The following is a 21,329-nucleotide window of genomic DNA, read 5'->3' on the forward strand; positions in this document are numbered from 1 at the left end:
GTTACCCTACTGCGTTTTCAGGGTGCTTTTGGAGATCATGTAAGCAGCGCCTGCCAGAGCTGTTCCGGCGAAAGCGTCCATAGCCGCGCGGGAACGGGCGGAGACGGCGAACTTTGATGCTCGGGTTCCCAAGTAAGCGTAGAACAGCAAGGCTGGATATTCGAGGGCGATATTGAAGAGTGCCAGAGCCATCATGCGCAGTGCCATGCCATCCCCTTCCCCCGCAAATACTGGCAGCATTGCCCCGAAGGACAGGACGGATTTCGGGTTTGCCCCCTGCATTGCAAATGAGGTGAGGAACAGCTTCAGAGCGGAAGCTGGCTTTTGCTCTTTCGCTTCGCCCAGCGAGGCGGTGAAAGCGGCTTTGAAAGAGCCATATGCAAGATACAATAGATAAGCTACGCCAATCCATTTCACTGTTTCGAACAGAACAGGAAAAGACAATAGCAGCGCGCTCATGCCTCCAGCGGCGAGCAGTGCGTACATGAGGTTGGCACCGAACACACCTGCCATGCTGGCATGGGTTCTACCAATACCGTTTGAGATACTGTCACCAACCACTTTTAGTACAGCGGGACCAGGGGTGAAATTGAGCGCCATGAAGGTGACGATAAAACCAAACACCAGAGTGGCATCAAATGACTTGAGAAGTTCCATGGCTTTTCCAATGCAACGGTGAAAACGCAGAAAGAACGCAAAGCAACGCACATAACAACGCAAACCCAAAACGGGAATGCGAAGGGGAGATGACTGATGGTTCATCTCCCCTCGCGCGCGGATTAGAAATTCACTCGCCGTAAGCCTTTGTCAGGCCCGCCTCTCCAAACGTGGCACCGTGAGTTCCTTTGGCTGCCCCCTCTCCGCGCACTGTCTATGCAAACTCTGTTGCTGCGCAGTATCGCAAGGGGCGTGCCAAACTGGTTCCGGGGCAGTGAATCTACGGTAACTTATTGGTATAACTAGCTATATCTTCGGAAGCGCAGGCTTTTAGCAGGATGTTAGGAATCGATAATGCTGCCCATTGTTTGATCAGTGTGCCCGCAAGATAATCACGCAGACAAAAAGAAACCCGGCCTTTTGATGAGCCGGGTCTTCTCTTTTTCAATGAGAAATCCAAGGTTTATGCTGGCTCAGCAACCTGAGACGGCGTTGCCATCTTGCAGATCTGATCAATCAGATTGCGCAGTTTCTGGCGGGTTTCAGCGCAGGTGACTTGTCCGTTGTCATCCGTTTTAGACGCCATGTTGCCGACCGCGACGTATCTTGGATGCACCCAGCAGCCGTGGTCAGCTGCAAAAGACGACAGGCGTGGCAGCATTCTTACCCCCCCGAATGGACCCGGAGCCGCGGCCAGCAAACCAACGACTTTCCCCTCAAGTACAGAGTGGGATTTGCCAGCTGCTCTTCTGGATGCCCAGGTGAATACGTTGTGCAGGTGCGGGGTATGGAAGCCGTTGTACTCAGGGGAAGAGATGAGGATTACGTCAGCAGCTTCAATCTGTTGGCGGAGCAACGAGAGCTGGTTTTGAACGGCAGCATCCTCTTCAAGATCGGAATGATAGAGGGGAAATGATGCCAGCTGATAGGAGAGGTGTTCGGTTTTGTGATTGAGGTTATGCGCTTCTTCAGCTGCTGCATCCAGCAAGCTCTTATTCAACGAGCCTTCTCTGGTGCTTCCTGAGATGAGGAGGATATTCATGGGAAACTCCATATGATAATATTTTTGTTTTTATATACATTTTCATTTCTTTATTATGCAAGCACAAAAAAAGCGGCCCTGAACTTCAGCACCGCTTTTTGAAATTTGACCGCAAGTTCTCTTAGGAGAAGAAGCGCTCAGTGATCTGCAGCATGATCTGATGACCACCCCAAACACCAAGGATCGCTACACAACCAGACAGAACTGGTGGAGCTGGAATAGGCAGTTTGATCGCAGTGAAGATTGCTCCGATGATGAAGCCTGCAAGTGTAGACATTAGCAGTTCAGTCATGGTGTCTCCCGTTAATTCTTTCTTATTGTTCAGAAAACTCTGTTTTCTAAGAACTACAGCCTTTGCTTTACTGCGCGCCCATACCCCGCATTCCCCTGGGTGTATGACCGAAAACCATGAAGGACAGCCAGCTAAGGTCCTTGAATAAAATTGGGGCCCAGCCAACAAGGCAGGCCCTACCCTGTAATTGTCACTTTTAACGCAAAAAAAATCATTTGCAGAAAAAATATTCAAAATGCGCTCAGTTGCCGCACTGTCATTTTCATTAGTTTAATTATATCAATATGTTGCCCAGCAATCATTTATGTTAGTTCTGCGTAAAACTCTGGAATATTCTTAGAAAACCTGCAGATTGCACACTGCTGAAAGCCTCAGAATTGTGTTGTCAGCCCCTCTCTCTGCCTTTACGTTAAAGTCAACATAAGAGCCTTTGCAGACCTTACTCTGCAGATACGGGCCAGCAGCTCTACGCTTTTTTGTTGCGCGGTTGTTTTAAGACGCTGTGCGAGGGGGAATAAAATGGCAGAGTACAACATAACAGCGCTGGCTATTCCGCTGTTTCTGTTTTTTATGCTGATTGAATATGCCTATCTGCGCCTGAGCGGACGGGATCTGCACCGGTTTAGCGACAACATCGCCAGCCTCTCCATGGGCATCTGCCTGCTGGTTTCAGATGCGCTGCTGAAAACCTTTACATTCTCGGTATTTATATGGGCCTGGTCCTCATACCGGCTGTTTGACTTTGGCTCAGCCAGCTGGGTCACATGGGTGGTCTTCTTCTTCGGGGTGGACTTTTGTTATTATTGGTTCCACCGCATTGCCCACACCTACAACTTTCTCTGGGGCGCTCATGTGGGGCATCACCAGAGTGAGGAGTATAACCTGACCACTGCCCTGCGGCAGAGCGCGTTTCAATATGCATTCTCGTGGGTCTTTTATCTTCCGCTGGCCTTCCTTGGTTGCCCGCCTGAGGTTTTCCTGATCCAGTTCATGCTGCTGAAGGCCTATCAGTTCTGGCTGCATACGCAGGCGATTGATCGTATCCCCCTGATGGAAGGGGTGTTTTCCACGCCCTCCAGCCATCGTGTCCACCACGCCAAGAACCCGATTTACATCGACAAGAATTTTGGCGGCACACTGGTGATCTGGGATCGGATGTTCGGCAGCTGGCAGCCGGAAGTGGCGGAACATCCTTGCCATTATGGCACCACGACACCGCTGAAAACGTGGAACCCGGTGAAAGCCAACCTGCAGCACTGGTCCATGCTGTTTCGCGACAGCCTGCATACGGAAAGCTGGTGGGATAAGGTTCGTTTGTGGTTCAAGCCAACTGGCTGGCGACCAGAAGATCGGCGACGCGTCTCCAACAAACTTCAGAAAACCGGTGTTTCCAATCGTCCTAAGTTTGATCCAGTCGTCTCTTCAACCACGAAGATTTATTGCGGCGTGTCGTTTGCGCTGCTAGTTTTGCTGGTGACCATGTTCATCTTCCTTTCCCCGCAACTGAGTGCCCGCGCACTGGCATTTGGGGTTCTGCTCATTCTGGCGGGACTGGTGATGATCTCGCAGTTTCTGGAAGGGAAGTTTCAGCTGCGATACGTCGAAGTGGTGCGTGTCCCTGCTCTGCTGTGGTTCCTTGCTGTGCTTTGGACTCTGCCGATCTCGACGCAGGTCTCACAGCGACTGGATGTGGCAAAGGATGCCTCACCCACGATCGAACTTTCTGAAGAAACAACGCTTTCTGCACTGCCGTGGCTGGAAAAGCCAGCAGTATTAGATGGCAGCACGCCAGCTGTGCAGCAGGTGACGTGGCATCCTGACAGGGAACAAGGGCAGCTGGAATACACGCTGCGCTATGAGCTCTCCTCCTTTCCTGAGCACGTGGCAAACATTCTGTCTGGCCGTAGTGCACTGGAAGAAAGCAGCCGTCTTTGGCTTCAAGAGCAGCTTTAGACTGCGCAGTTACTCCCCATGGGGAGCTGTTACATAGGGAAGGTGTCCAGACTTGATCCAGAGCTTGGCACCCTCCTCTCCTGCGGTGATTTTAAGGTCATAGCCAATCGGAACGCGAAGCCAGGCATGCTTGGGCAGCTGCTCTCCCGCTTCTGTGATAGATCCTTCCAACACGAATATTTCTGCGCCGCCTTCCGCTTCCACAGAATGGCTTACCCCTGCCTGCCAGTGTTCCATGCGAACGTTCTCACGCTCGTCCTGAAACAGCGGGGAGACCGCTACGCCGTGCCGTTGAGCATCATTTACGCGGCCAAGCTTGTTGGTGTCCACGCGCACATGGGTTCGGTCATCAAGGTCGAACTGCCAAAGCTTGACGAGGATGGTGCAGCCGGGTTCGGAGGCTGGCGTGTGCTTGGATTCTGGTGGGTTGCGGATGTAGGACCCTGCCGGGAAATCCCCGTGCTCATCCTGAAATACTCCCGCGAGAACAAAGAACTCCTCCCCGCCGGTGTGGACGTGCTCAGAGAAATGGCTGCCGGGTGCAAAGCGAACAACAGTGGTCGCACGAGCAACTTCTTCGCCCAGACGATCAAGTGGTCGGCGATCAACGCCTTTCATCGGGGACGCGACCCAAGGAATATCGTCACTGAACTCCACCACTCGCTTTGAAAAGTCACCGTTGATCTTCACTGATCCCTCCATCATCCAATGTTCCCCAGTTAAGCACAGTTGCAGCTCATTTACAGATGTCACGGTGCTATTAGGGATCACTTCATTGTTAAGCTGTTTGTTGCATTCCGTTCCTAGCAGTCCCTTGTTAGGCTTCCGGCGATTTTCTGATGCACTTTGCGCTGCGCAACTACAGGACGCCCTACCATGAGCCTGCTGGCAGATTTGCTTTCTACCCTTTTTGATCGTCGTTATGTTTTTATGGGCAAGCGGGATGAACGTCCCCTTACCGAGCTTTGCAATGCCTTGATGAGCAGTCAGGGAGATGTTTCCGGCGCTGCCATCGCCCACGAGATTCTGGATGGCTACGCGACAACGGATACTGAGGGGAAACGGGCGTTTTTTGAGTTTCTGAACAGCGAGATGGATATAGATCCTGACCAGCTGGAAAGCGTTGTTTCCTCCTATAAAACAGAGCGGACAGAAGCGAACTATCGCAAGTTGGTGGAGGCTGCGGAGCCGAAGCGGCAGGAGCTGGCGCGGCGTCTTAATCAGGTGCCCGGAGCGACTCATCAGCTGGTGCATATGCGCAAGGATTTGCTCGGCTTCATAAAAGACAAACCGAATCTAGCCCGTACAGACGTGGACTTCCGGCATCTGTTTAACTCGTGGTTCAACCGGGGTTTTCTGGTGTTGCGGCCCATCAGTTGGGATAGCCCAGCGCAGATTTTGGAGAAGATCATCGCCTATGAAGCGGTGCATGCCATTGATAGTTGGGATGATTTACGCCGCCGCCTGCAGCCGGAAGACCGGCGCTGCTTTGCGTTCTTCCATCCTTCCCTTCCGGATGAACCGCTGATCTTTGTGGAAGTGGCGCTGACCAAGGGCGTCCCTTCCTCCATTCAGGGTGTACTTGCTGAGGAGCGGGATATTGTACCGGTTGATGAGGTTGATACGGCAGTCTTCTACTCGATCTCCAACTGTCAGAGCGGACTGGCGGGCGTTTCCTTTGGTAACTCGTTGATCAAGCAGGTGGTTCAGGATCTTTCACGAGAGCTGAGCCAGTTGAAGACGTTTGTCACACTGTCGCCTCTGCCGACCTTCTGTAAGTGGGCCAAAGAGCAGGAGATCGACATTCCGCAGGACGATGCAGCATTGAAGGAGCTGGCGGCCTACTACCTTCTTGAAGGCAAGCGCAGAGGGGATATGCCTTATGACCCAGTGGCGCGGTTCCACCTTTACAACGGTGCGCTGGTGCATGATGTGCATGTTGGTGCGGACACCTCAGAGAATGGCAAGAAGCAGTCGGCGGGTGTGATGGTGAACTATCTGTATGATCTACAGAAGATCTCGCAGAACCACGAAGTCTTTGCAAATAAAAAGGAAATCGTGGCATCCAAGCGGGTTCAGGCGCTGGCGAAAGCTGGTGTGGTGCCGGCATCCTCCCAACCGAAGAGCGATGTAGCCTAACCCGTGATCCGCCGGAGAGCTTTGTTCAGAGGAGCCAATCTGCGCGGCATGGGCAGGTAGACCTCCTCGAACAGTTGTTTGTAGAGCTCAACGGTTTTTGGGTCTGGCTCAAACACCTCGTTCTGGCGCGTCATAGCTTGCATGGCCTGCGTGAAATCTGGGTGGATGCCAGCGCCGACGCTCGCTGCGATGGCAGCGCCCAAACCTGCGGTCTCAAAAGTGTGCGGGCGCTCTGTTGGCAGGCCGAAGATGTCAGCGGTGATCTGCATGATGGCGTCTGATTGAGAGCCGCCGCCAGAGACGCGTAAGACCTTGATCTTCTCACCACTTTTACGCTCAATCCGCTTCAGACCGCGGCGCAATTCCAGCGTAATGCCTTCGATGATAGCGCGGTAGATGTGGCCTCTGGTGTGAACATCTCCAAAGCCGATGATGGCGCCTTTCACAGGCGTGGAACGGCCATTGTCGCGGCCCCATTTGGGCAGCAGTGTCAGGCCATGCGACCCGGGTGGTGTGCTGTTGAGCAGGTCGTCGAAGAAGACTTCCACCGGGCTGCCGATCTCACGGGCTTTTTCCTGCTCCGGGTGGCCGAACTCTTCCTTGAACCAGTTGACCATCCAGTAGCCGAGAATGACTGAGGCTTCCGGCGTAAACATGCGAGGGATACCGCCTGCATAGGCTGGCAAGGGGCGCTCGACCTCGAAGTATTTTCTGGAATGAATGGTTGCGGTTGCGCGGGTGCCGTAGCTGAGGCAGCCGACGGAGGCGTCTACGGCACCGCAGCCAACAACTTCGCAGGCTTTGTCTGCGGCAGCTGAGATGACGGGTAATCCTTCCGGCAAGCCGGTGTGCTGGGCGGCTTCTTCGCTGACGTAACCGATTGGTTTGCCGGGCTCGATCAGCTCTGGTAACTGACTGCGTTTGAAAGCAAAAAGCTCCCAGAGGAAATGGTTGGCATTGGCCCATTGCTGCTTTTTGTAGTCGAAGGGGATGTAGCCAACCTGCGCGCCGGTGGAGTCGCGAAACAGGTCTGTCAGCTTGTAATTGAGGTAGCCAGAAACCTGCAGGAACTTGTAGGTCTTCTTCCAGATTCCGGGCTGGTTTACAGCGATCCAGTTGACCTCACACTCGCTGCGCACGCTTTTGATAGAGCGAGATAGGCCAGCAACGCCGAAGATGGTCTTCCAGAGCCATGGGAGCGGCTTTTGCTGGTCCTCGATGCGTTCGTCCATCCATGTGATGGCAGGGCGCAGAGGGATGCCGCGTTCATCGACAGCAATCTGAGTGCCGCGTTGTGTGGTCACGCTCATGGCTTTGACGGCGGCGGGGTCTGCTCCTCTGTCCCACAGTTCACGGCAGCAGCGGCCCAGCAACTCCCACAGAATGACCGGGTCAATCTCCGACCAGCCGGGATTATCGCTTCGGTAATCCGTGATCGGTTTTTGCACTTTGGAGATCAACGTGCCATCTGGTGCAAAGAGCAAGGCGCGGATGCTTTGGCTACCGCAATCGATGGCGAGGAGTGTTTCCGTCATCCTGCCACCACCTCATGCACCGCTTCCAGCTGCTGTGGTGCCTGTGTCGATGGCAAGCTGTAGTGATCCCGCCAAATTTGCTGGTATCGCGACCACTCATTCCGCCATTTGTCCATGGACCACCCCAGTTTATCTCTCAGCCGCGTTTCCAGCTCTTGTGCTAGTGCGGCTCCGCCCTCTTCCAACACTAAGCCAATTCGCGTGCGGCGCAAAAGGAGATCGTCCAAATGCACGACTTCTTCATGAATTATCGCCCACTCCAGTTCTGCCCATAGGCGATTGCTGCCACAGATGAGAGAGAAATCTGCCTTGGATGTCGCTGCGATAAGTGCTGGCAAATCAGAGCCATAGTAGCCTTTGAGCCGGTTCAGTTCTGCTTCTGGTAGATCAGCGAAAAAGGCATCGTCAACGGTCTCCCCTTCAGGAGTGAACACATAGTCACTTGCCGCTGAGGTGTCGGGAGCCTTGAGGTATTCCGCGCAGGCTTCCAGCACCTGTCCCGCCATCACGCGGAAGGTGGTGAGTTTTCCGCCTGTGACGGTGATGGTGCCGTTGTCATCCCAAACAACATGATCACGCTTGGCTTTTGAGGGATGCAGCTCTTTCGGGTCCACACCTTCATTGCCCACGATAGGTCGGACACCGGACCATGTGGAGATGATGTCCTCCTCTGAGAGCTTGGCTCCGGGGAAGTTGTGGTTGGCACCTTTCAGAAGATAGGCGACTTCTTCTGGCGTGATTGCAGCTTCCAGATCAAGCTTTTCTGAGTGATCCAGATCCGTTGTGCCGATCACAGTACGGCCCTGCCATGGGTAGATGAAGACGCCGCGCTTGTCCTGCGGGTGCAGATAGGTCAGACACTGGTGCACCGGCATACGCCATGAGGGCACAATGATATGGCTACCCCGTAAAGGCCGGATGCGTTTGTCCTGACCAAGCTGTGCGCGCAGTTCATCGGCCCACACGCCGGTTGCATTGACCACGGTTTTGGTTGAGATAGCAAAGACTTCGCGGGTTTCCTGATCCTGTACCTCAAGGACTTTTGGGCCCTCTCCCTCACTGTGGATCATCTTTACAGCAGCGTAGTTGAGCGTGGTGGCTCCGCTTTTTCTGGCATCAGCGAGAACACGCAGCACAAGACGGCTGTCGTCTGTGAGAGCATCGGTGTATTGGGCGGAGCCGAGCAGACCTTCCTCATTGAGGCCCGGCAGTGCAGCAATGGTCTGATCGCGGTCCAGATACTTGTGGTCCCGCTTTTTGGCGAAGTAGCCGTAGATGTTGAGGAGAACGGAGAAGGCCCGACGGGTTGGAAACTGCTTTTCGCGGAAGGGAAAGAGGTAGCTCATGGGCTCAATGAGACCGGGGGCTTCCTTCAGCAGTTTTTCGCGCTCGCGTACGGATTCACGCGCCAATCTGAACTCTCCCTGAGACAGATATCGAAGACCACCATGAACCATTTTGGAGGAGCGGCTGGAGGTGCCCCACGCATAGTCTTTTTGTTCCAGAAGCAGCACATCAAGGCCAGCTCTGGCGGCCATTAACGCGACACCGGCACCAGTGATGCCACCACCGACAACCACCATGTCCCAAGGTTTGCTACGTTCTGTCACAGATGCCAGCTTTTCCTGTCGGCTCACTTGCCTCATATTCCCCATTGCTCCCTCCTCTTGTTTTGAGAGCTACGCAGGTTCGGTGTTGCTTGCTGTTTCTGAAGCGATCAGAACGCCCGGATTCATGCGCTGATCCGGGTCGAAGTTCTTGCTCAGGGCCTTCAGGGCGCTCATGCCCAACTCGCCTTTTTCCGCTGGCAGATAGGGTGCATGGTCACGACCTACGCCGTGTTGGTGACTGATGGTTCCACCATGAGCAACCACAGTTTCTGAGGCCTCTTTTTTGATGATCTTCCAGCGCTCCAATGTCTCTTCATAGGAACTGGCAACCGGGAACAGATAGGTGGTGTAAGCGCTGGAGCCCTGCGGGTAGACGTGAGACAAGTGCGTGAAGGCAAACACCGGAATGCCCTGCTCTTTCAATGCGCTGGTGACTTTCTGCTCAATCACATTGATGTACGGGCGCAAGGCTGACCAATCCATGGCGGTCTCGAAGGTGTCGACGCCAACGCCATGCTCCCACAATGGATGGCGCAGGTATGGGCCTTTGAAGCGACCTTCCTTCCATTTGTCACCCAGCATCTTAGAGAGGATGCGCTTTGCCCCGTGCTGTTTGAGATAAGCGGTTGCTAGCTTTTGGTTGGCGGCAACCTGCTTCTTTGAGCCCGTCAGGCCAAAGGTGAGCATGCACTTCTGATCTGTCAGGCCCTTCAGTTTGAAAAGCATATTGAGCTTGGAAAGCTTCTTTTCCGGCACGGCCAGTTTCAGGCTGACGTCGGTTTCCGTGGCATTGCTCAGGCGCATCATGGAGAGCGGAATGCGGCCTTGTGTAATGGCCTGAACGGCGGCCACTCCGCTTTCCCAATCCGGCATGAAGACCGTGTAAAACTGCTCCGTCTCCGCCAACGGCGTCACGCGCAGTTTTACTTCTGTGAGGATGCCAAGAGTGCCTTCAGAACCGAGGACCATTTCTCGCAGATCAGGACCAGCTGAGGAGGCTGGAAGGCTTGGGATTTCCAGCGTGCCTTTTGGAGTTTCCAGTGAGCCGCCAGCAAAGAGCTGCTCGATACGCCCGTAGCGCAAGGATTGCTGGCCGGAGGAGCGCGTGACCACCCATCCACCTGCCGTGGAGAGTTCAAAGCTTTGCGGGAAGTGGCCGAGGGTATAACCGATGGCCGCCAGTTGGGCTTCCAGATCTGGTCCGCGCACGCCTGCCCCGAAGGTGGCGATCTGGCTTTCCTTGTCGAAGTCCAGCAGGCGGTTCATGCGGGTGAGCGCAACAGTAATCTGCGGCTTCTCACTGACGGGACATGCCAGATGGCCTGCAACGGAAGTTCCACCACCATAGGGAACGAGGATGACATCCTGATCCGCTGCCCATGCCATGAGGTCGCGCACTTGCTGAGAGGTTTCAGGGAATGCCACTGCATCCGGAATGTTCTCAAACGCACCGCTGCGCATTTGCAGCCAGTCAGGAAAACTCTGGCCTGCTGCATGTCTGATGCGGGTCTCAGAAGACGTGTCCAGTAAGGGATGATCGGGCGCGCGAGAAGGAGGAACGCGTTCAATTGCCTCTTGCAAGCTGGCATCCGGTAGAGGCTTGGTTTCGCCTAAAAGCTCTGCAATCAAGGCTTTAGCAAAATCTGCCAGCTCCGCCTGGTGCGTGTCATCGCCCCAACCGTTCCATCTTCTCATCTTTGTCGCTCCCCCACACGTATAAACTGTGCTGCGTGACGCATGCTACACAGAGTTTACGCATAGGGAAACTATGCAATTGGATTATTTTAAGCGCTGGCTAATACAGGCGGGGTCAGACAAGGACCTTCTGGCGCTTTTGCTCTCCCACCCCGAAAACACGCTTGTAGCGGTCGATTTCTTCCCGTGGGCCCATGGCCTTGTTGGGGTTATCGGAGAGTTTCACCGTTGGTTTGCCATTCACTGAGACGGCTTTACAGACAAGAGAGAACGGTGCCAAGGCATCGTCAGGCACAAGGCCGCGGAAGTCGTTGGTGAGCATCGTGCCCCAACCGAAGCTGCAGCGCACGCGTCCGTGGAATTTCCGCTGCAAGTGAGCAATCATGTCTTCATCGAGACCATCTGAGAAGATCACGCGCTTTCTGGTTGGGTCCTCGCCGCAAGCTTCCCACCATTTGATGGCTGCTTCTGCGCCTTTGACGGGATCGCCGCTGTCAATGCGAATACCAGTCCAGGAGGATAGCCAGCTTGGTGCGCGTTCCAGAAAGCCTTCTGTGCCATAGGTATCCGGCAGGATGATACGAAGGTTGCCGTCGTGCTCTTCCTGCCAGTCTTTGAGAACCTGAAACGGCGCTTCAGCCAGTTCTTCATCAGTTTCTGCCAGAGCGGAGTAGACCATTGGCAGCTCATGGGCGTTGGTGCCGATGGCTTCCACTTCGCGGCGCATGGCGATCAGGCAGTTGGAGGTGCCGACAAACTTCTTGCCGAGGCCTTCCATCATGGCCTGTACGCACCAGTCCTGCCACAGGAATGAGTGGCGGCGGCGCGTGCCGAAGTCTGCCAGAGACAGGTCATCGATCTTGCGCAGGCATTCGACCTTTTCCCAGAGCTTGGTCATGGCGCGAGCGTAAAGAACCTGCAGCTCGAACCGGCCCATGTTTTTCAGCACAGCACGGGAGCGCAGCTCCATGAGGACAGCCAGAGCCGGGACTTCCCAGAGCATGACAGCAGGCCAGTCACCTTCGAAGGTCAGCTCGTACTGGTCGTCTTTGACTTCCAGATGATAAGGCGGCAGGCGGAGGTTTTCGAACCACTCCACGAACTCAGCGCGGAACATGGAGCGTTTGCCGTAGAACATGTTGCCGCGCAGCCATGTGCTCTCACCACGAGACAGGGAGAGCGTGCGGATGTGATCCAGCTGATCGCGGAGTTCCTTCTCATCAATGAGCTTTGCCAGCGGGATGTGCTGCGCGCGGTTGATGAGGCTGAAGGTGACCTGTGTGTTCGGCTTGTTCAGAAACACCGACTGCGCCATGAGCAGCTTGTAAAAATCGGTATCGATCAGAGAACGAACAATCGGGTCGATCTTCCAATTGTGATTATAAACGCGGGAGGCAATATCGATCATTGTGCAACCATCTCGCCGGAAAACTTGACGCCGTGGCTTTGCATTTCGTCCATGGCCTCTTTGAGGGACCCATTCAGGTCAATCGCTCGGCAGGCATCCAGATGGACGATAACGTTGAAGCCCTGCTTGGCCGCATCGACCGCTGAAAAGCGCACGCAGAAATCAGTCGCCAGACCAACCATGTGCAGCGTGTCGACACCGCGCTCGCGCAGGTAGCCTGAGAGGCCTGTTGAGGTGGTGTGGTCGTTTTCGAAGAATGCTGAGTAGCTGTCGATGTGCGGGCGGAAGCCTTTGCGGACGACAAGGTCGGCACCGTCGGTTTTCAGGTCTTTGTGGAACGCAGCGCCCTGGGTGCCCTGCACGCAGTGACTAGGCCAGAGGACTTGCGGGCCATACGGCATTTCGGTCATTTCGTAGGGCTGTTTGCCCTCGTGATTGTCCGCGAAGGACTTATGGTCCTGCGGGTGCCAGTCCTGGGTGAGGACTTTGACGGCAAACTCATTTTGCAGCTCATTGACAAGGGGGACGATCTGCTCGCCATGTTCAACAGCCAGAGCTCCGCCCGAACAGAAATCGTTCTGAATATCAATCATAATCAGAGCTTCGTTGGTCGGTCGTGTCATAGTTGTTTCCTGTAGGCGTTGAGAGGTCCTGTCTAAGTTCGCAAAGCAAAATGCGAGGACGTGTAGATACACCGAAGTGGCCAGCGCGAAATATTGCGATAATCTCCGCCAAACTCAAGCAAAATATGCGGGATTAAGCAGCAACCAGAGGTAAAATCTATAATTTGTGCACTGTGTGTCTTAGCCGCCTTACTTCAAGGGCAGCTTTGTGCACAAGTGGCTGGCGTACCTACGTCAGGATTGCTGTTTCCAGAAGGCAAACTGGAAGCCAACAACCAGCTGGCGCAGTCCGATTGCAGCCCCTGCGATGATGGAGAGCATCACGACGGGTGCGCTGACGGCGAGAGTGGAGAAGGCGGAGATGCCCTGCCCGATTGTGCAGCCCAGAGCAATCACACCGCCCGTGCCCATCAGGAATCCGCCGAGGATCTGGCGGCGGAGTTCGCGTGGGTCATCGCAGGCTTCCCATCTGAAGTGGCCTTTGATGAGAGAGCCGAGGAACGCGCCGCTGAGGACGCCGACGACAGAGCCAACGGCGAAGGACAGGCCACCACCGGATGCTGTCATGAGATACATGAGGGTATCGCCCACCGGGACCGTAAAGGAATGGCTGGCGACGCGGATTTCCTCAAAGCTTTCCTCAAACAGATAGCTGGTTGCGACCCAGCCGAGGAGGATCGCGAAGGCGACGGCCAGGGAGGAAATGATGGCGCGGGGGCTCTTGAGGAACTCTTTGCTGCCGATGGCGAGAAGGGCAATGGCCCCTGCGATCACAAGGGCGATGGTAAGTTCGGAGAGGGCCAGCTTTTCTGCCAGAACGTGGGCGATGCCGGTGGTGCTGGCTTCTGCGGTCTCAACCGGAAACAGGAGGACACGCAGGTAGGCTGTTGGTCCGCCGACGGCCATGGCCGCTGAGATGGCGATGACCAGTGAGAGCACGAAGTAGCGCATATCACCGCCGCCAAGACGAGCCAAAGCGCCATACCCGCAGGAGCCAGCCATGGCCATGCCGTAGCCGAACATCAGGCCGCCGACGATGCATGCCAGCGGGTTCCAGCTTTGGGTGAGATATATGGTTTGGTCCAGTGCGATCAGGCCCTGATCTGCCAGCAGGAATGTGGATGCGATAGAGATTGCAATGGCAAAGGCCCACATGCGCATGCGCAGCCATTCTTTGCCGTAGAGTGCGTCTTCAATTGCGCCAAGTGTGCAAAAACGGCCCAGACGTGCAGCAAGGCCAAGCAGAACGCCACCCGCAAGGCCTGCGAGTGCCGCCAGAATATCCTCGGACATTTGATCCCTCCCAAGACCAAAACACCGGAGCTTCAATTATGACTTGTTGTCGTTGTTTTCTTCGGCGCAGAACAACTCGAAAATCAGGTCCAGGACCCTTTGTGCGCGCTCATCTTTGAGGCTGTAGTAGACTGCCTTTCCGTCCCTTCGGCAATTTACCAGACCGTCCAAGCGTAATCGTGCAAGCTGTTGACTGACCGCAGACTGACGAGACGACAGAAGCTGCTCCAGCTCTGTTACTGACTTTTCGCCGGTAACGAGATGACACAGGATCATCAATCGGCCTTCGTGTGTCAATGCTTTCAGGAAATCAGTTGCATCCTTGGCATGGTTGACCATGCGTTCGATGTCTTCTTCTTTCATCCCACGTTCGATCATGGGTATAGCCATTAAACCAGATCCTGCACAACATTCGGAACGGAATGAGCAAGGTCAGCTATAGTTGAAAAAATTAAAGCTGACCCTGGAGCACACCTATTGAGTGGTGGCATACGCTGAATGCAATCGTTTTTCAACCATTGCACTGCGAATACCTCTTAGAAGTCGAGCAAATCCGAGATTTCCTCTAGGCCACTTTGGGCACATTCTTCATCAATTTTTGGAGAGGGTGCTCCGGAAACACCAATTCCCCCAACGATAGCTCCGGCAGATTCGATCGGAAGACCTCCACCCAGCGCAACGGCACCTGGAATGTCACGCAGGCCTGCGGAGAGGTTGCCAGCCTTAATCTCTTCCTGAATTTCCAGAGTGGATCCGCGGAAGCTGACTGCTGTCCATGCTTTGCCACGTGCTGTGTTGACAGTGTGGACGCCAGCGTAGCGGTCGCGAATGGCTGACTGTGTCTGACCAAAGCGGTCCACCACGACAGCAGAGATCTGATAGCCGCCCTCACGGCAGGCTTCCATGGTGGCGACTGCAAGCTTCATTGCGATTTCCGGCTTCAGAGATTTGAAGCTGACAAAGGCAGATTCATCTTCTGCCTGCGCAACGCTGAAACCTGCGGACATGACAAGCAAAGCCGCCCCTGTGATGAATGATTTCATGGAGTTCTCCCAACTGAATAGAGCCCCGGACTTGTCCGGGGAAGATGAAATTCTTTTCAATATTGTTATTGAGCTGACTGAAGCATCTGGTTCAGGGCGGGGTAGAAGAAGTCTTCTCCCGGGTAGCCTTCAATCCGCTGGACTTCGGCACCGTCAATCAAAAGAATAAAGGTTGGCGTGAAGCGCGCTTTGCTTTTCAGCGACACGCCCTTTGGGAGCGGATCATCGATGTCCATGCGCATCAAAGGGGCCTTTCGCCCCTCCTCTGTTTTGCTATAGGCACCGCCGATTTCATCTTCCCAGCGCTCACACCAAGGACAGATTTCGTCCTCTACCAGCAGCAGTTTTGTCTCTGCGCTGGCTACCTGAGCACTGCTGAATGTAAGGGCGAGAATGACAAATGAGATCCAACCAAAATTGCTCATGATATCCACGATTGACAATTTAAAATCTATGATATCTAAATATTCTAATAATAGAATGTGTTTTTAGCAAGTGCCCATATGTATCCAGATCTAACTATAATCGCTGCGGGAAGTGCGGGTCTTCTCTCGTTTCTCTCGCCCTGTATTTTGCCCATTGTTCCGTTCTACCTTTGCTACATTGCCGGCATTGGAATGAACGAACTTTCCGGTGATGGGGTTACGCCTGCCATTCAACGACGCGTTGTTTTTACGTCGTTTTTCTTTGCTGCAGGCATCCTCACAATCTTCGTTGGCCTTGGTGCAACGGCAACCGTTTTCGGTCAACTGCTGCGTGACTGGTTTGATGTGCTGCGCTACATCGCGGCGGCGGTGATCTTTATTCTGGGGCTGCATTTTGTCGGCATCATCCGGCTCAATCTGCTGCTGAGAGAAGCACGATTGGACAGCTCTTCTGCCCCTGCGGGAATCATCGGCGCGTATCTCGTCGGGCTGGCGTTTGCCTTTGGCTGGACCCCGTGTGTTGGTCCTGTTCTGGCAACCATTTTGTTTACCGCTGGTGCCAGTGATGACGTTTCTCAGGGCATGTTGCTGCTGTTTGCTTATGGCGTTGGCATGACGCTGCCGTTCATTCTGGCAGCTGTGTTTTCAAAACCATTTTTGAGCTTCATGGGCCGTTTTCGAAAGTATCTCGGTGCGATCGAAAAAGGCATGGGCGTTCTTTTGATTGTTTTTGCGGTGTTGATTGGGACGAACACCGTTTCCTGGATTGCAGAGCAGATGATCGAGTATGCGCCAGGACTGACATCTTTAAGCTGAGGCGTGCCTGTTTCTGAGGCCCTGCCGGGTCTTGCGGACAGGTACGTTATGGGAGGGATCGATGCTTAAGAAATTTGTGCTTGCTGCTGCGATGGTATTCGCCAGCATGACTATGAGCTTTGCTGAGGTTGGAGAGGACGGTCTTCACAAACAGCCATGGCTCCGCCTTACCTTCAAAGACCTGAGAGAAGACCTTGCCGCTGCCAATGAAGAAGGCAAACGCATGGTTATTCTCTTTGAGCAACGCGGCTGCATCTACTGCTCGCGTTTGCATGAGAATGTCTTTAGCGACGGGGAGGTTCGCAAGTTCATCGAAGACAACTACTTCGTGGTACAGATGAACCTGTTTGGCGATGAAGAGGTGACGGACTTCGACGGGGAAGTTCAAACCGAAAAAAACATCGCCCGCAGATGGGGCGTTGTGTTCACCCCGACCTTCCTGTTCCTGCCTGAAGAGGTGGAGGATGGCAAAACAGCAGGCACTGCATCCGTGCAGACCATGCCGGGTTCATTTGGCAAATGGACCACGCTGAACATGCTTCGCTGGGTCAAACAGAAGGGCTATGAGGGCGATGAACATTTTCAAAAATTTCATGCTCGTGAATTTTTGAAACAAAAAGCAGCCTCAGAATAGCGTTTTCACTCAATTAGTTAGACTAAGGTTCATATATTAACATATTCAATTATGTGAATTTTAAGTTGAGTGTTTCTACGTACCTGAGTAGCATAAAAATATTGAATCGCTGTAATTGGGAGGGAGCAATGAAGGCGATTGCCAAAACTATAGCGGCTGCAACGCTGCTAATTTCTGGGAGTGCCGTTGCCGGGGTTGTTGCTCCAGGTGACGTTCAATTTGTCGAGGCAGCAGTGCCGGTCTCCTTGACCGGTGTTGCAGGTGATCCGGCCAAAGGACGGGAATGGTTCGCCAATCGCAAGCTGGGTAACTGCCTTGCCTGCCACGCCAATGATGATCTTGCTGAAGAGCAGTTCCACGGAGAGATAGGTCCGTACCTTGAGGGTATCGGAGACACCTATACCGAAGCAGAACTGCGGGCGATTGTCATCAACTCGAAGGAAGTCTTCGGGGATGCGACGATCATGCCTGCCTTCTACAAGACTGATGGTTTGAACCGCGTGGCAAAGAAGTTTGCGGGAAAGACAATTCTTTCAGCCGAACAAGTTGAAGACATCGTCGCTTATCTGGCGACGTTGAAGGAATAGGCAGGATTGCCCTGGGTGTGCTGCGGTCCTGATCGGTCGCGCACCACACTCAAAATTATTGCTCAAGCGTATCGTTTGCCGAACCATTCTTCGCGCTTTCCGGCGATACGCTCCAAGGAGGACTTTTTGAAAATGACTGTTACCAGACGTGAAGCGCTTGGTCTTGCAGTAGGAGGCGCAGCAGCCCTAACGACACTGCGCTTTACCGCGCCAGCTTTCGCAGCAGGCAACGCTGTTGAAGATGCAATTCTGGAGTTCACCGGCGGTGCAACGCCAGGAAGAGGTGACATCACCATTGGCGCACCAGAGATTGCCGAGAACGGAAACACTGTTCCGATTGAAGTCTCCGCGCCGGGGGCTGCCTCCATCATGCTGCTTGCAGCTGGCAACCCAAGCCCGGGTGTTGCGACCTTCCACTTCAGCGCCCTTTCCGGCGCTCAGGAAGCCAAGACCCGTATTCGCCTTGCGAAAACACAGGACATTATCGCTGTTGCGAAGATGCAGGACGGTTCTGCCATCACAACCAAGCGCAGTGTCAAAGTCACCATTGGTGGCTGTGGCGGTTAATCAGAAAGGCATCGGGAAAACAACATGGCAAAGGTTAAACCACGCGTAAAAGTGCCTAAGAAGGCAAGCGCCAACGAGGTCGTGACCATCAAGACACTGATCTCGCACCCAATGGAATCCGGTCAGCGTAAGGACAAGAAAACCGGCGAGGCCATTCCACGGAAGATCATCAATAAGTTTGCGGCCACCTTTAATGGCGAGCCAGTGTTCATGGCAAACATTGAGCCATCCGTTTCTGCAAACCCATACATCGAATTTCAGATGCGGGTGCCAGAGTCCGGTTCAGTTCGCTTTGAATGGACTGATGATGATGGCTCCGTCTACGACTTGGAAAAGAAGATCACGGTAGCCTAACGAGCCATTCTTTGGGAGGAGAAGGGTATGAAAAGGACGGTTTCTATACTCGCTGGGGGGCTTCTCTGTGGCGTACTTAGCACAGCTGCACTTGCCGATGACGGACGCGAACTTGTCATCGACGGGGAGACCATAGCAACAACAGCAGTCGCAGCGGATGACCATCCGCTGGACGAGATCATTTCCGGCTGGCGGTTCCGCTCCGCTGAAACTCAGGCGCTGCAGATGGATGATTTTGAAAATCCTGCGTTTGTGGCCATTGAGTATGCAGAGGAGATTTGGGAGACACCTGCCGGGACATCCAACAAGTCCTGCGCGGATTGTCATGGGGATGCAGACAGCTTTGCTGGTTTGCGCACCAAGCTGCCGCGCTGGAATGACGAGATGGGCAAGCCTGCCACGATGGAAATGCTGATCAATGCTTCCATCGAAACGCATCAGGGAGCCGAACCATGGAAATGGGAAAGCGCCGAGATGCTGGCGATGACGGCCATGATCGGGTTGCAATCCCGCGGCATGCCGGTTGCTTTGGAGACCGATGGCCCGATGGCTGATTGGATCAAGAAGGGTGAAGAGCTTTACTACACCCGGGTTGGCCTGCTGAATATGGCTTGTGCCAACTGCCATGAAGACAACTACGGCAACATGATCCGCGCTGACCATTTGAGTCAGGGGCAGATCAACGGCTTCCCGGTGTATCGCCTCAAATGGGGTGGTCTGGGCTCCATTCACCGCCGCTTCAAAGGCTGTATGGATCAGGTGCGTGCTGAACCTTACAAGCGCGGCAGTGATGAGTTTATTGCCCTTGAAGCTTACGTGGCTTCTCGCGGAATGGGACTTTCAGTCGAAACCCCATCCGTTCGTAACTAAGCGATTTTGGAGGTTGCTCATATGTAGCAACCTCCTGATCTAAAACAATTTTCGAAATTCATATAACCTACGGAGGGTGCGGAGATGATCTCGCGCCGTGATTTCTTGCAGGCTGGTGTCGCTGCAGCCGCGATTTTTGGAGCTGGTAATTTTCCAGTTCTGGCCGCGCGTCAGGCCCTGACGCAGAACCAACTTCTGGACTTCAAAACCACCGGCAATGTGACCATCATCCACTTTACAGATTGTCATGCGCAGGTGAAGCCGATCTGGTTCCGCGAGCCCTCCGTGAACATTGGTGTGGGTGCGCAGAAAGGTTTGCTGCCGCATATCACCGGGCAAGATCTTCTGAATGCATTCAACTACCAGACTGGCACACCGGAAGCCTATGCGCTGACCTCCGAGGACTTTGTTTCGCTGGCGCGCAGCTACGGCAAGATGGGCGGGTTGGACCGGGTGTCCACCATCGTGAAGGCGATCCGCTCGGAGCGACCGGATGCGCTGTTCCTGGATGGCGGGGATACCTGGCACGGTTCCATGACGGCGCTGAAGACAGATGGTCAGGACATGGTGAACCTGATGAACGCACTGAACCCGGATGCGATGACCTCGCACTGGGAGTTCACCTACGGCATTGATCGGGTGAACGAGATCGTTGAAGAACTGCCCTTCCCGTTCCTGGGAGCCAACATCTTTGACAATGAGTGGGATGAACCGGCGTTTGAGCCCTACAAGATTTTTGAGCGTGGCGGGGCCAAGGTTGCCGTGATTGGTCAGGCTTTCCCGTACATGCCGATTGCTAATCCGGGCTGGATGTTCCCGAACCTTTCCTTCGGTATTCGCGAGGCGCGCATTCAGGAGATGGTGGAGGAAGTGAAGCAGGAAGGCGCTGATGTTGTTGTCCTGCTCAGCCACAATGGCTTTGACGTAGACCGCAAGGTGGCGCAGCAGGTTTCCGGCATTGATGTGATCCTGAGCGGTCACACCCATGATGCGGTGCCGGAGCCGGTGAAGGTTGGCAAGACCATGATCATCGCGTCCGGTTCCAACGGCAAGTTTGTCTCCCGTCTGGATCTGGACGTGGACAAGAACGGCATCAAAGACTTCACCTACAAGCTAATCCCGGTGTTCTCCGATGTGATCGATCCAGACACTGAGATGGCAGCTCTGATTGAGAAAGAGCGCGCACCGTTCAAGGAGGAGCTGGAAGAAGTCATCGGCACCACCGACAGCCTGCTTTATCGCCGCGGTAACTTCAACGGCACATGGGATGATCTGATCTGTCAGGCGTTGATTGAGGAACGGGATGCAGACATCGCACTGTCTCCGGGCTTCCGTTGGGGACCATCCCTGCTGCCGGGCGACAACATCACCCGCGAAGACATCCACAACGCCACCAGCATGACCTATCCGAATGCGTATCGCACCGAGATGACCGGTCAATACCTGCATGAAATTCTGGAGGACGTGGCCGACAACCTGTTCAACCCGGATCCGTATTACCAGCAGGGTGGTGACATGGTTCGCGTGGGCGGCATGGGCTACTCCATCGACGTTTCCAAGCCCGTGGGTGAGCGCGTTTCCAACATGACGCTGCTGAAGACCGGCGAGACCATTGATCCTGCCAAGACCTATGTGGTTTCGGGTTGGGCCTCTGTTGGAGAGGACACCGAAGGGCCTGAGATCTGGCAGGTGGTTGAAGATTACATCAGCCGCAAAGGCACCATCACAATGGACCCCAACTCTACGGTTCGTGTCACAGGCGTGTGAGGCGATCCCCTTTAGATTT

General features: G+C 54.3%; 22 protein-coding genes. 9 read left to right on the plus strand and 13 right to left on the minus strand.

Annotation, left to right across the window (positions count from 1 at the left end; all coding sequences use genetic code 11):
- Positions 1–6: 6 nt before the first annotated feature.
- From PJE062_RS22365 to PJE062_RS22375, 3 genes are all read right to left on the minus strand, one after another.
- Positions 7–657 (minus strand): LysE family translocator, encoded by a 651-nt coding sequence (locus tag PJE062_RS22365; RefSeq protein WP_208982439.1) that lies wholly within the window; start codon positions 655–657, stop codon positions 7–9.
- Positions 658–1,120: 463 nt separating this feature from the next.
- Positions 1,121–1,699, minus strand: a complete 579-nt coding sequence (locus tag PJE062_RS22370; RefSeq protein ID WP_008552186.1) for an NADPH-dependent FMN reductase — start codon at positions 1,697–1,699, stop codon at positions 1,121–1,123.
- 121 nt (positions 1,700–1,820) lie between these two features.
- The gene (locus PJE062_RS22375; RefSeq protein WP_008552160.1) at positions 1,821–1,991 is read right to left on the minus strand and encodes a XapX domain-containing protein; all 171 of its coding nucleotides are present in this window, start codon (positions 1,989–1,991) and stop codon (positions 1,821–1,823) included.
- Positions 1,992–2,510: 519 nt separating this feature from the next.
- On the opposite strand from PJE062_RS22375, the gene PJE062_RS22380 reads away from it, so the two are divergent.
- Positions 2,511–3,944 (plus strand): sterol desaturase family protein, encoded by a 1,434-nt coding sequence (locus PJE062_RS22380; RefSeq protein WP_008552224.1) that lies wholly within the window; start codon positions 2,511–2,513, stop codon positions 3,942–3,944.
- 9 nt (positions 3,945–3,953) lie between these two features.
- Here the strand turns inward: PJE062_RS22380 and PJE062_RS22385 are convergent, their stop codons facing one another.
- Positions 3,954–4,634: a cupin domain-containing protein gene (locus PJE062_RS22385; RefSeq protein WP_008552142.1), complete on the minus strand. Its 681-nt coding sequence runs from the start codon at positions 4,632–4,634 to the stop codon at positions 3,954–3,956.
- A 186-nt stretch (positions 4,635–4,820) separates the two neighbouring features.
- Here PJE062_RS22385 and PJE062_RS22390 point away from each other — a divergent pair, with 186 nt between their 5' ends.
- The gene (locus tag PJE062_RS22390; RefSeq protein ID WP_008552258.1) at positions 4,821–6,083 is read left to right on the plus strand and encodes a malonyl-CoA decarboxylase; all 1,263 of its coding nucleotides are present in this window, start codon (positions 4,821–4,823) and stop codon (positions 6,081–6,083) included.
- Here the strand turns inward: PJE062_RS22390 and PJE062_RS22395 are convergent.
- From PJE062_RS22395 to PJE062_RS22435, 9 genes are all read right to left on the minus strand, one after another.
- The gene (locus PJE062_RS22395) at positions 6,080–7,618 is read right to left on the minus strand and encodes an FGGY-family carbohydrate kinase (protein WP_008552184.1); all 1,539 of its coding nucleotides are present in this window, start codon (positions 7,616–7,618) and stop codon (positions 6,080–6,082) included. The two genes, PJE062_RS22390 and PJE062_RS22395, sit on opposite strands and share 4 nt — an antisense overlap.
- A complete protein-coding gene (locus PJE062_RS22400; RefSeq protein ID WP_008552249.1) occupies positions 7,615–9,273 on the minus strand; it encodes a glycerol-3-phosphate dehydrogenase/oxidase in 1,659 nt (552 codons plus the stop codon). Before PJE062_RS22400 ends, PJE062_RS22395 begins: the two co-directional genes overlap by 4 nt.
- A 24-nt stretch (positions 9,274–9,297) precedes the next feature.
- Positions 9,298–10,923 carry an FAD-binding oxidoreductase gene (locus PJE062_RS22405; RefSeq protein WP_008552100.1) on the minus strand — a complete coding sequence of 542 codons (1,626 nt, stop codon included), beginning with the start codon at positions 10,921–10,923 and terminating at the stop codon, positions 9,298–9,300.
- A gap of 115 nt (positions 10,924–11,038) precedes the next feature.
- A complete protein-coding gene (gene pncB, locus PJE062_RS22410; RefSeq protein WP_008552195.1) occupies positions 11,039–12,331 on the minus strand; it encodes a nicotinate phosphoribosyltransferase in 1,293 nt (430 codons plus the stop codon).
- Complete coding sequence (pncA, locus tag PJE062_RS22415; RefSeq protein WP_037038027.1) at positions 12,328–12,954, minus strand: bifunctional nicotinamidase/pyrazinamidase; 627 nt, start codon at positions 12,952–12,954, stop codon at positions 12,328–12,330. Before pncA ends, pncB begins: the two co-directional genes overlap by 4 nt.
- A 234-nt stretch (positions 12,955–13,188) precedes the next feature.
- Complete coding sequence (locus tag PJE062_RS22420) at positions 13,189–14,247, minus strand: YeeE/YedE family protein (RefSeq protein WP_008552235.1); 1,059 nt, start codon at positions 14,245–14,247, stop codon at positions 13,189–13,191.
- A gap of 36 nt (positions 14,248–14,283) precedes the next feature.
- A complete protein-coding gene (locus tag PJE062_RS22425; RefSeq protein WP_037038028.1) occupies positions 14,284–14,637 on the minus strand; it encodes a helix-turn-helix transcriptional regulator in 354 nt (117 codons plus the stop codon).
- A gap of 146 nt (positions 14,638–14,783) precedes the next feature.
- Positions 14,784–15,290 carry a heme-binding protein gene (locus PJE062_RS22430; protein WP_008552111.1) on the minus strand — a complete coding sequence of 169 codons (507 nt, stop codon included), beginning with the start codon at positions 15,288–15,290 and terminating at the stop codon, positions 14,784–14,786.
- A 65-nt stretch (positions 15,291–15,355) separates the two neighbouring features.
- Positions 15,356–15,715 carry a thioredoxin family protein gene (locus tag PJE062_RS22435; protein WP_247643143.1) on the minus strand — a complete coding sequence of 120 codons (360 nt, stop codon included), beginning with the start codon at positions 15,713–15,715 and terminating at the stop codon, positions 15,356–15,358.
- Positions 15,716–15,793: 78 nt separating this feature from the next.
- Between PJE062_RS22435 and PJE062_RS22440 the strand changes: the two genes are divergently transcribed.
- The 7 genes from PJE062_RS22440 (at position 15,794) to soxB (ending at position 21,310) form a co-directional block, all read left to right on the plus strand.
- On the plus strand, positions 15,794–16,531 hold the full coding sequence (locus PJE062_RS22440; protein ID WP_174519226.1) for a cytochrome c biogenesis CcdA family protein: 738 nt from the start codon (positions 15,794–15,796) through the stop codon (positions 16,529–16,531).
- A gap of 61 nt (positions 16,532–16,592) precedes the next feature.
- Positions 16,593–17,165 (plus strand): thioredoxin family protein, encoded by a 573-nt coding sequence (locus tag PJE062_RS22445; RefSeq protein ID WP_008552260.1) that lies wholly within the window; start codon positions 16,593–16,595, stop codon positions 17,163–17,165.
- A gap of 128 nt (positions 17,166–17,293) precedes the next feature.
- Positions 17,294–17,752 carry a sulfur oxidation c-type cytochrome SoxX gene (gene soxX, locus PJE062_RS22450; protein ID WP_008552156.1) on the plus strand — a complete coding sequence of 153 codons (459 nt, stop codon included), beginning with the start codon at positions 17,294–17,296 and terminating at the stop codon, positions 17,750–17,752.
- Between the two features lie 132 nt (positions 17,753–17,884).
- Positions 17,885–18,319: a thiosulfate oxidation carrier protein SoxY gene (gene soxY, locus PJE062_RS22455; RefSeq protein ID WP_008552095.1), complete on the plus strand. Its 435-nt coding sequence runs from the start codon at positions 17,885–17,887 to the stop codon at positions 18,317–18,319.
- Between the two features lie 24 nt (positions 18,320–18,343).
- Positions 18,344–18,673: a thiosulfate oxidation carrier complex protein SoxZ gene (gene soxZ, locus PJE062_RS22460; RefSeq protein ID WP_008552087.1), complete on the plus strand. Its 330-nt coding sequence runs from the start codon at positions 18,344–18,346 to the stop codon at positions 18,671–18,673.
- Between the two features lie 27 nt (positions 18,674–18,700).
- On the plus strand, positions 18,701–19,543 hold the full coding sequence (gene soxA / locus PJE062_RS22465; RefSeq protein ID WP_008552264.1) for a sulfur oxidation c-type cytochrome SoxA: 843 nt from the start codon (positions 18,701–18,703) through the stop codon (positions 19,541–19,543).
- An 84-nt stretch (positions 19,544–19,627) separates the two neighbouring features.
- Positions 19,628–21,310 (plus strand): thiosulfohydrolase SoxB, encoded by a 1,683-nt coding sequence (gene soxB, locus PJE062_RS22470; protein ID WP_008552131.1) that lies wholly within the window; start codon positions 19,628–19,630, stop codon positions 21,308–21,310.
- The last annotated feature ends 19 nt before the right edge of the window (positions 21,311–21,329 follow it).

Origin of the sequence: Pseudovibrio sp. JE062 (assembly GCF_000156235.1) — a bacterium.
Taxonomy (GTDB): domain Bacteria; phylum Pseudomonadota; class Alphaproteobacteria; order Rhizobiales; family Stappiaceae; genus Pseudovibrio.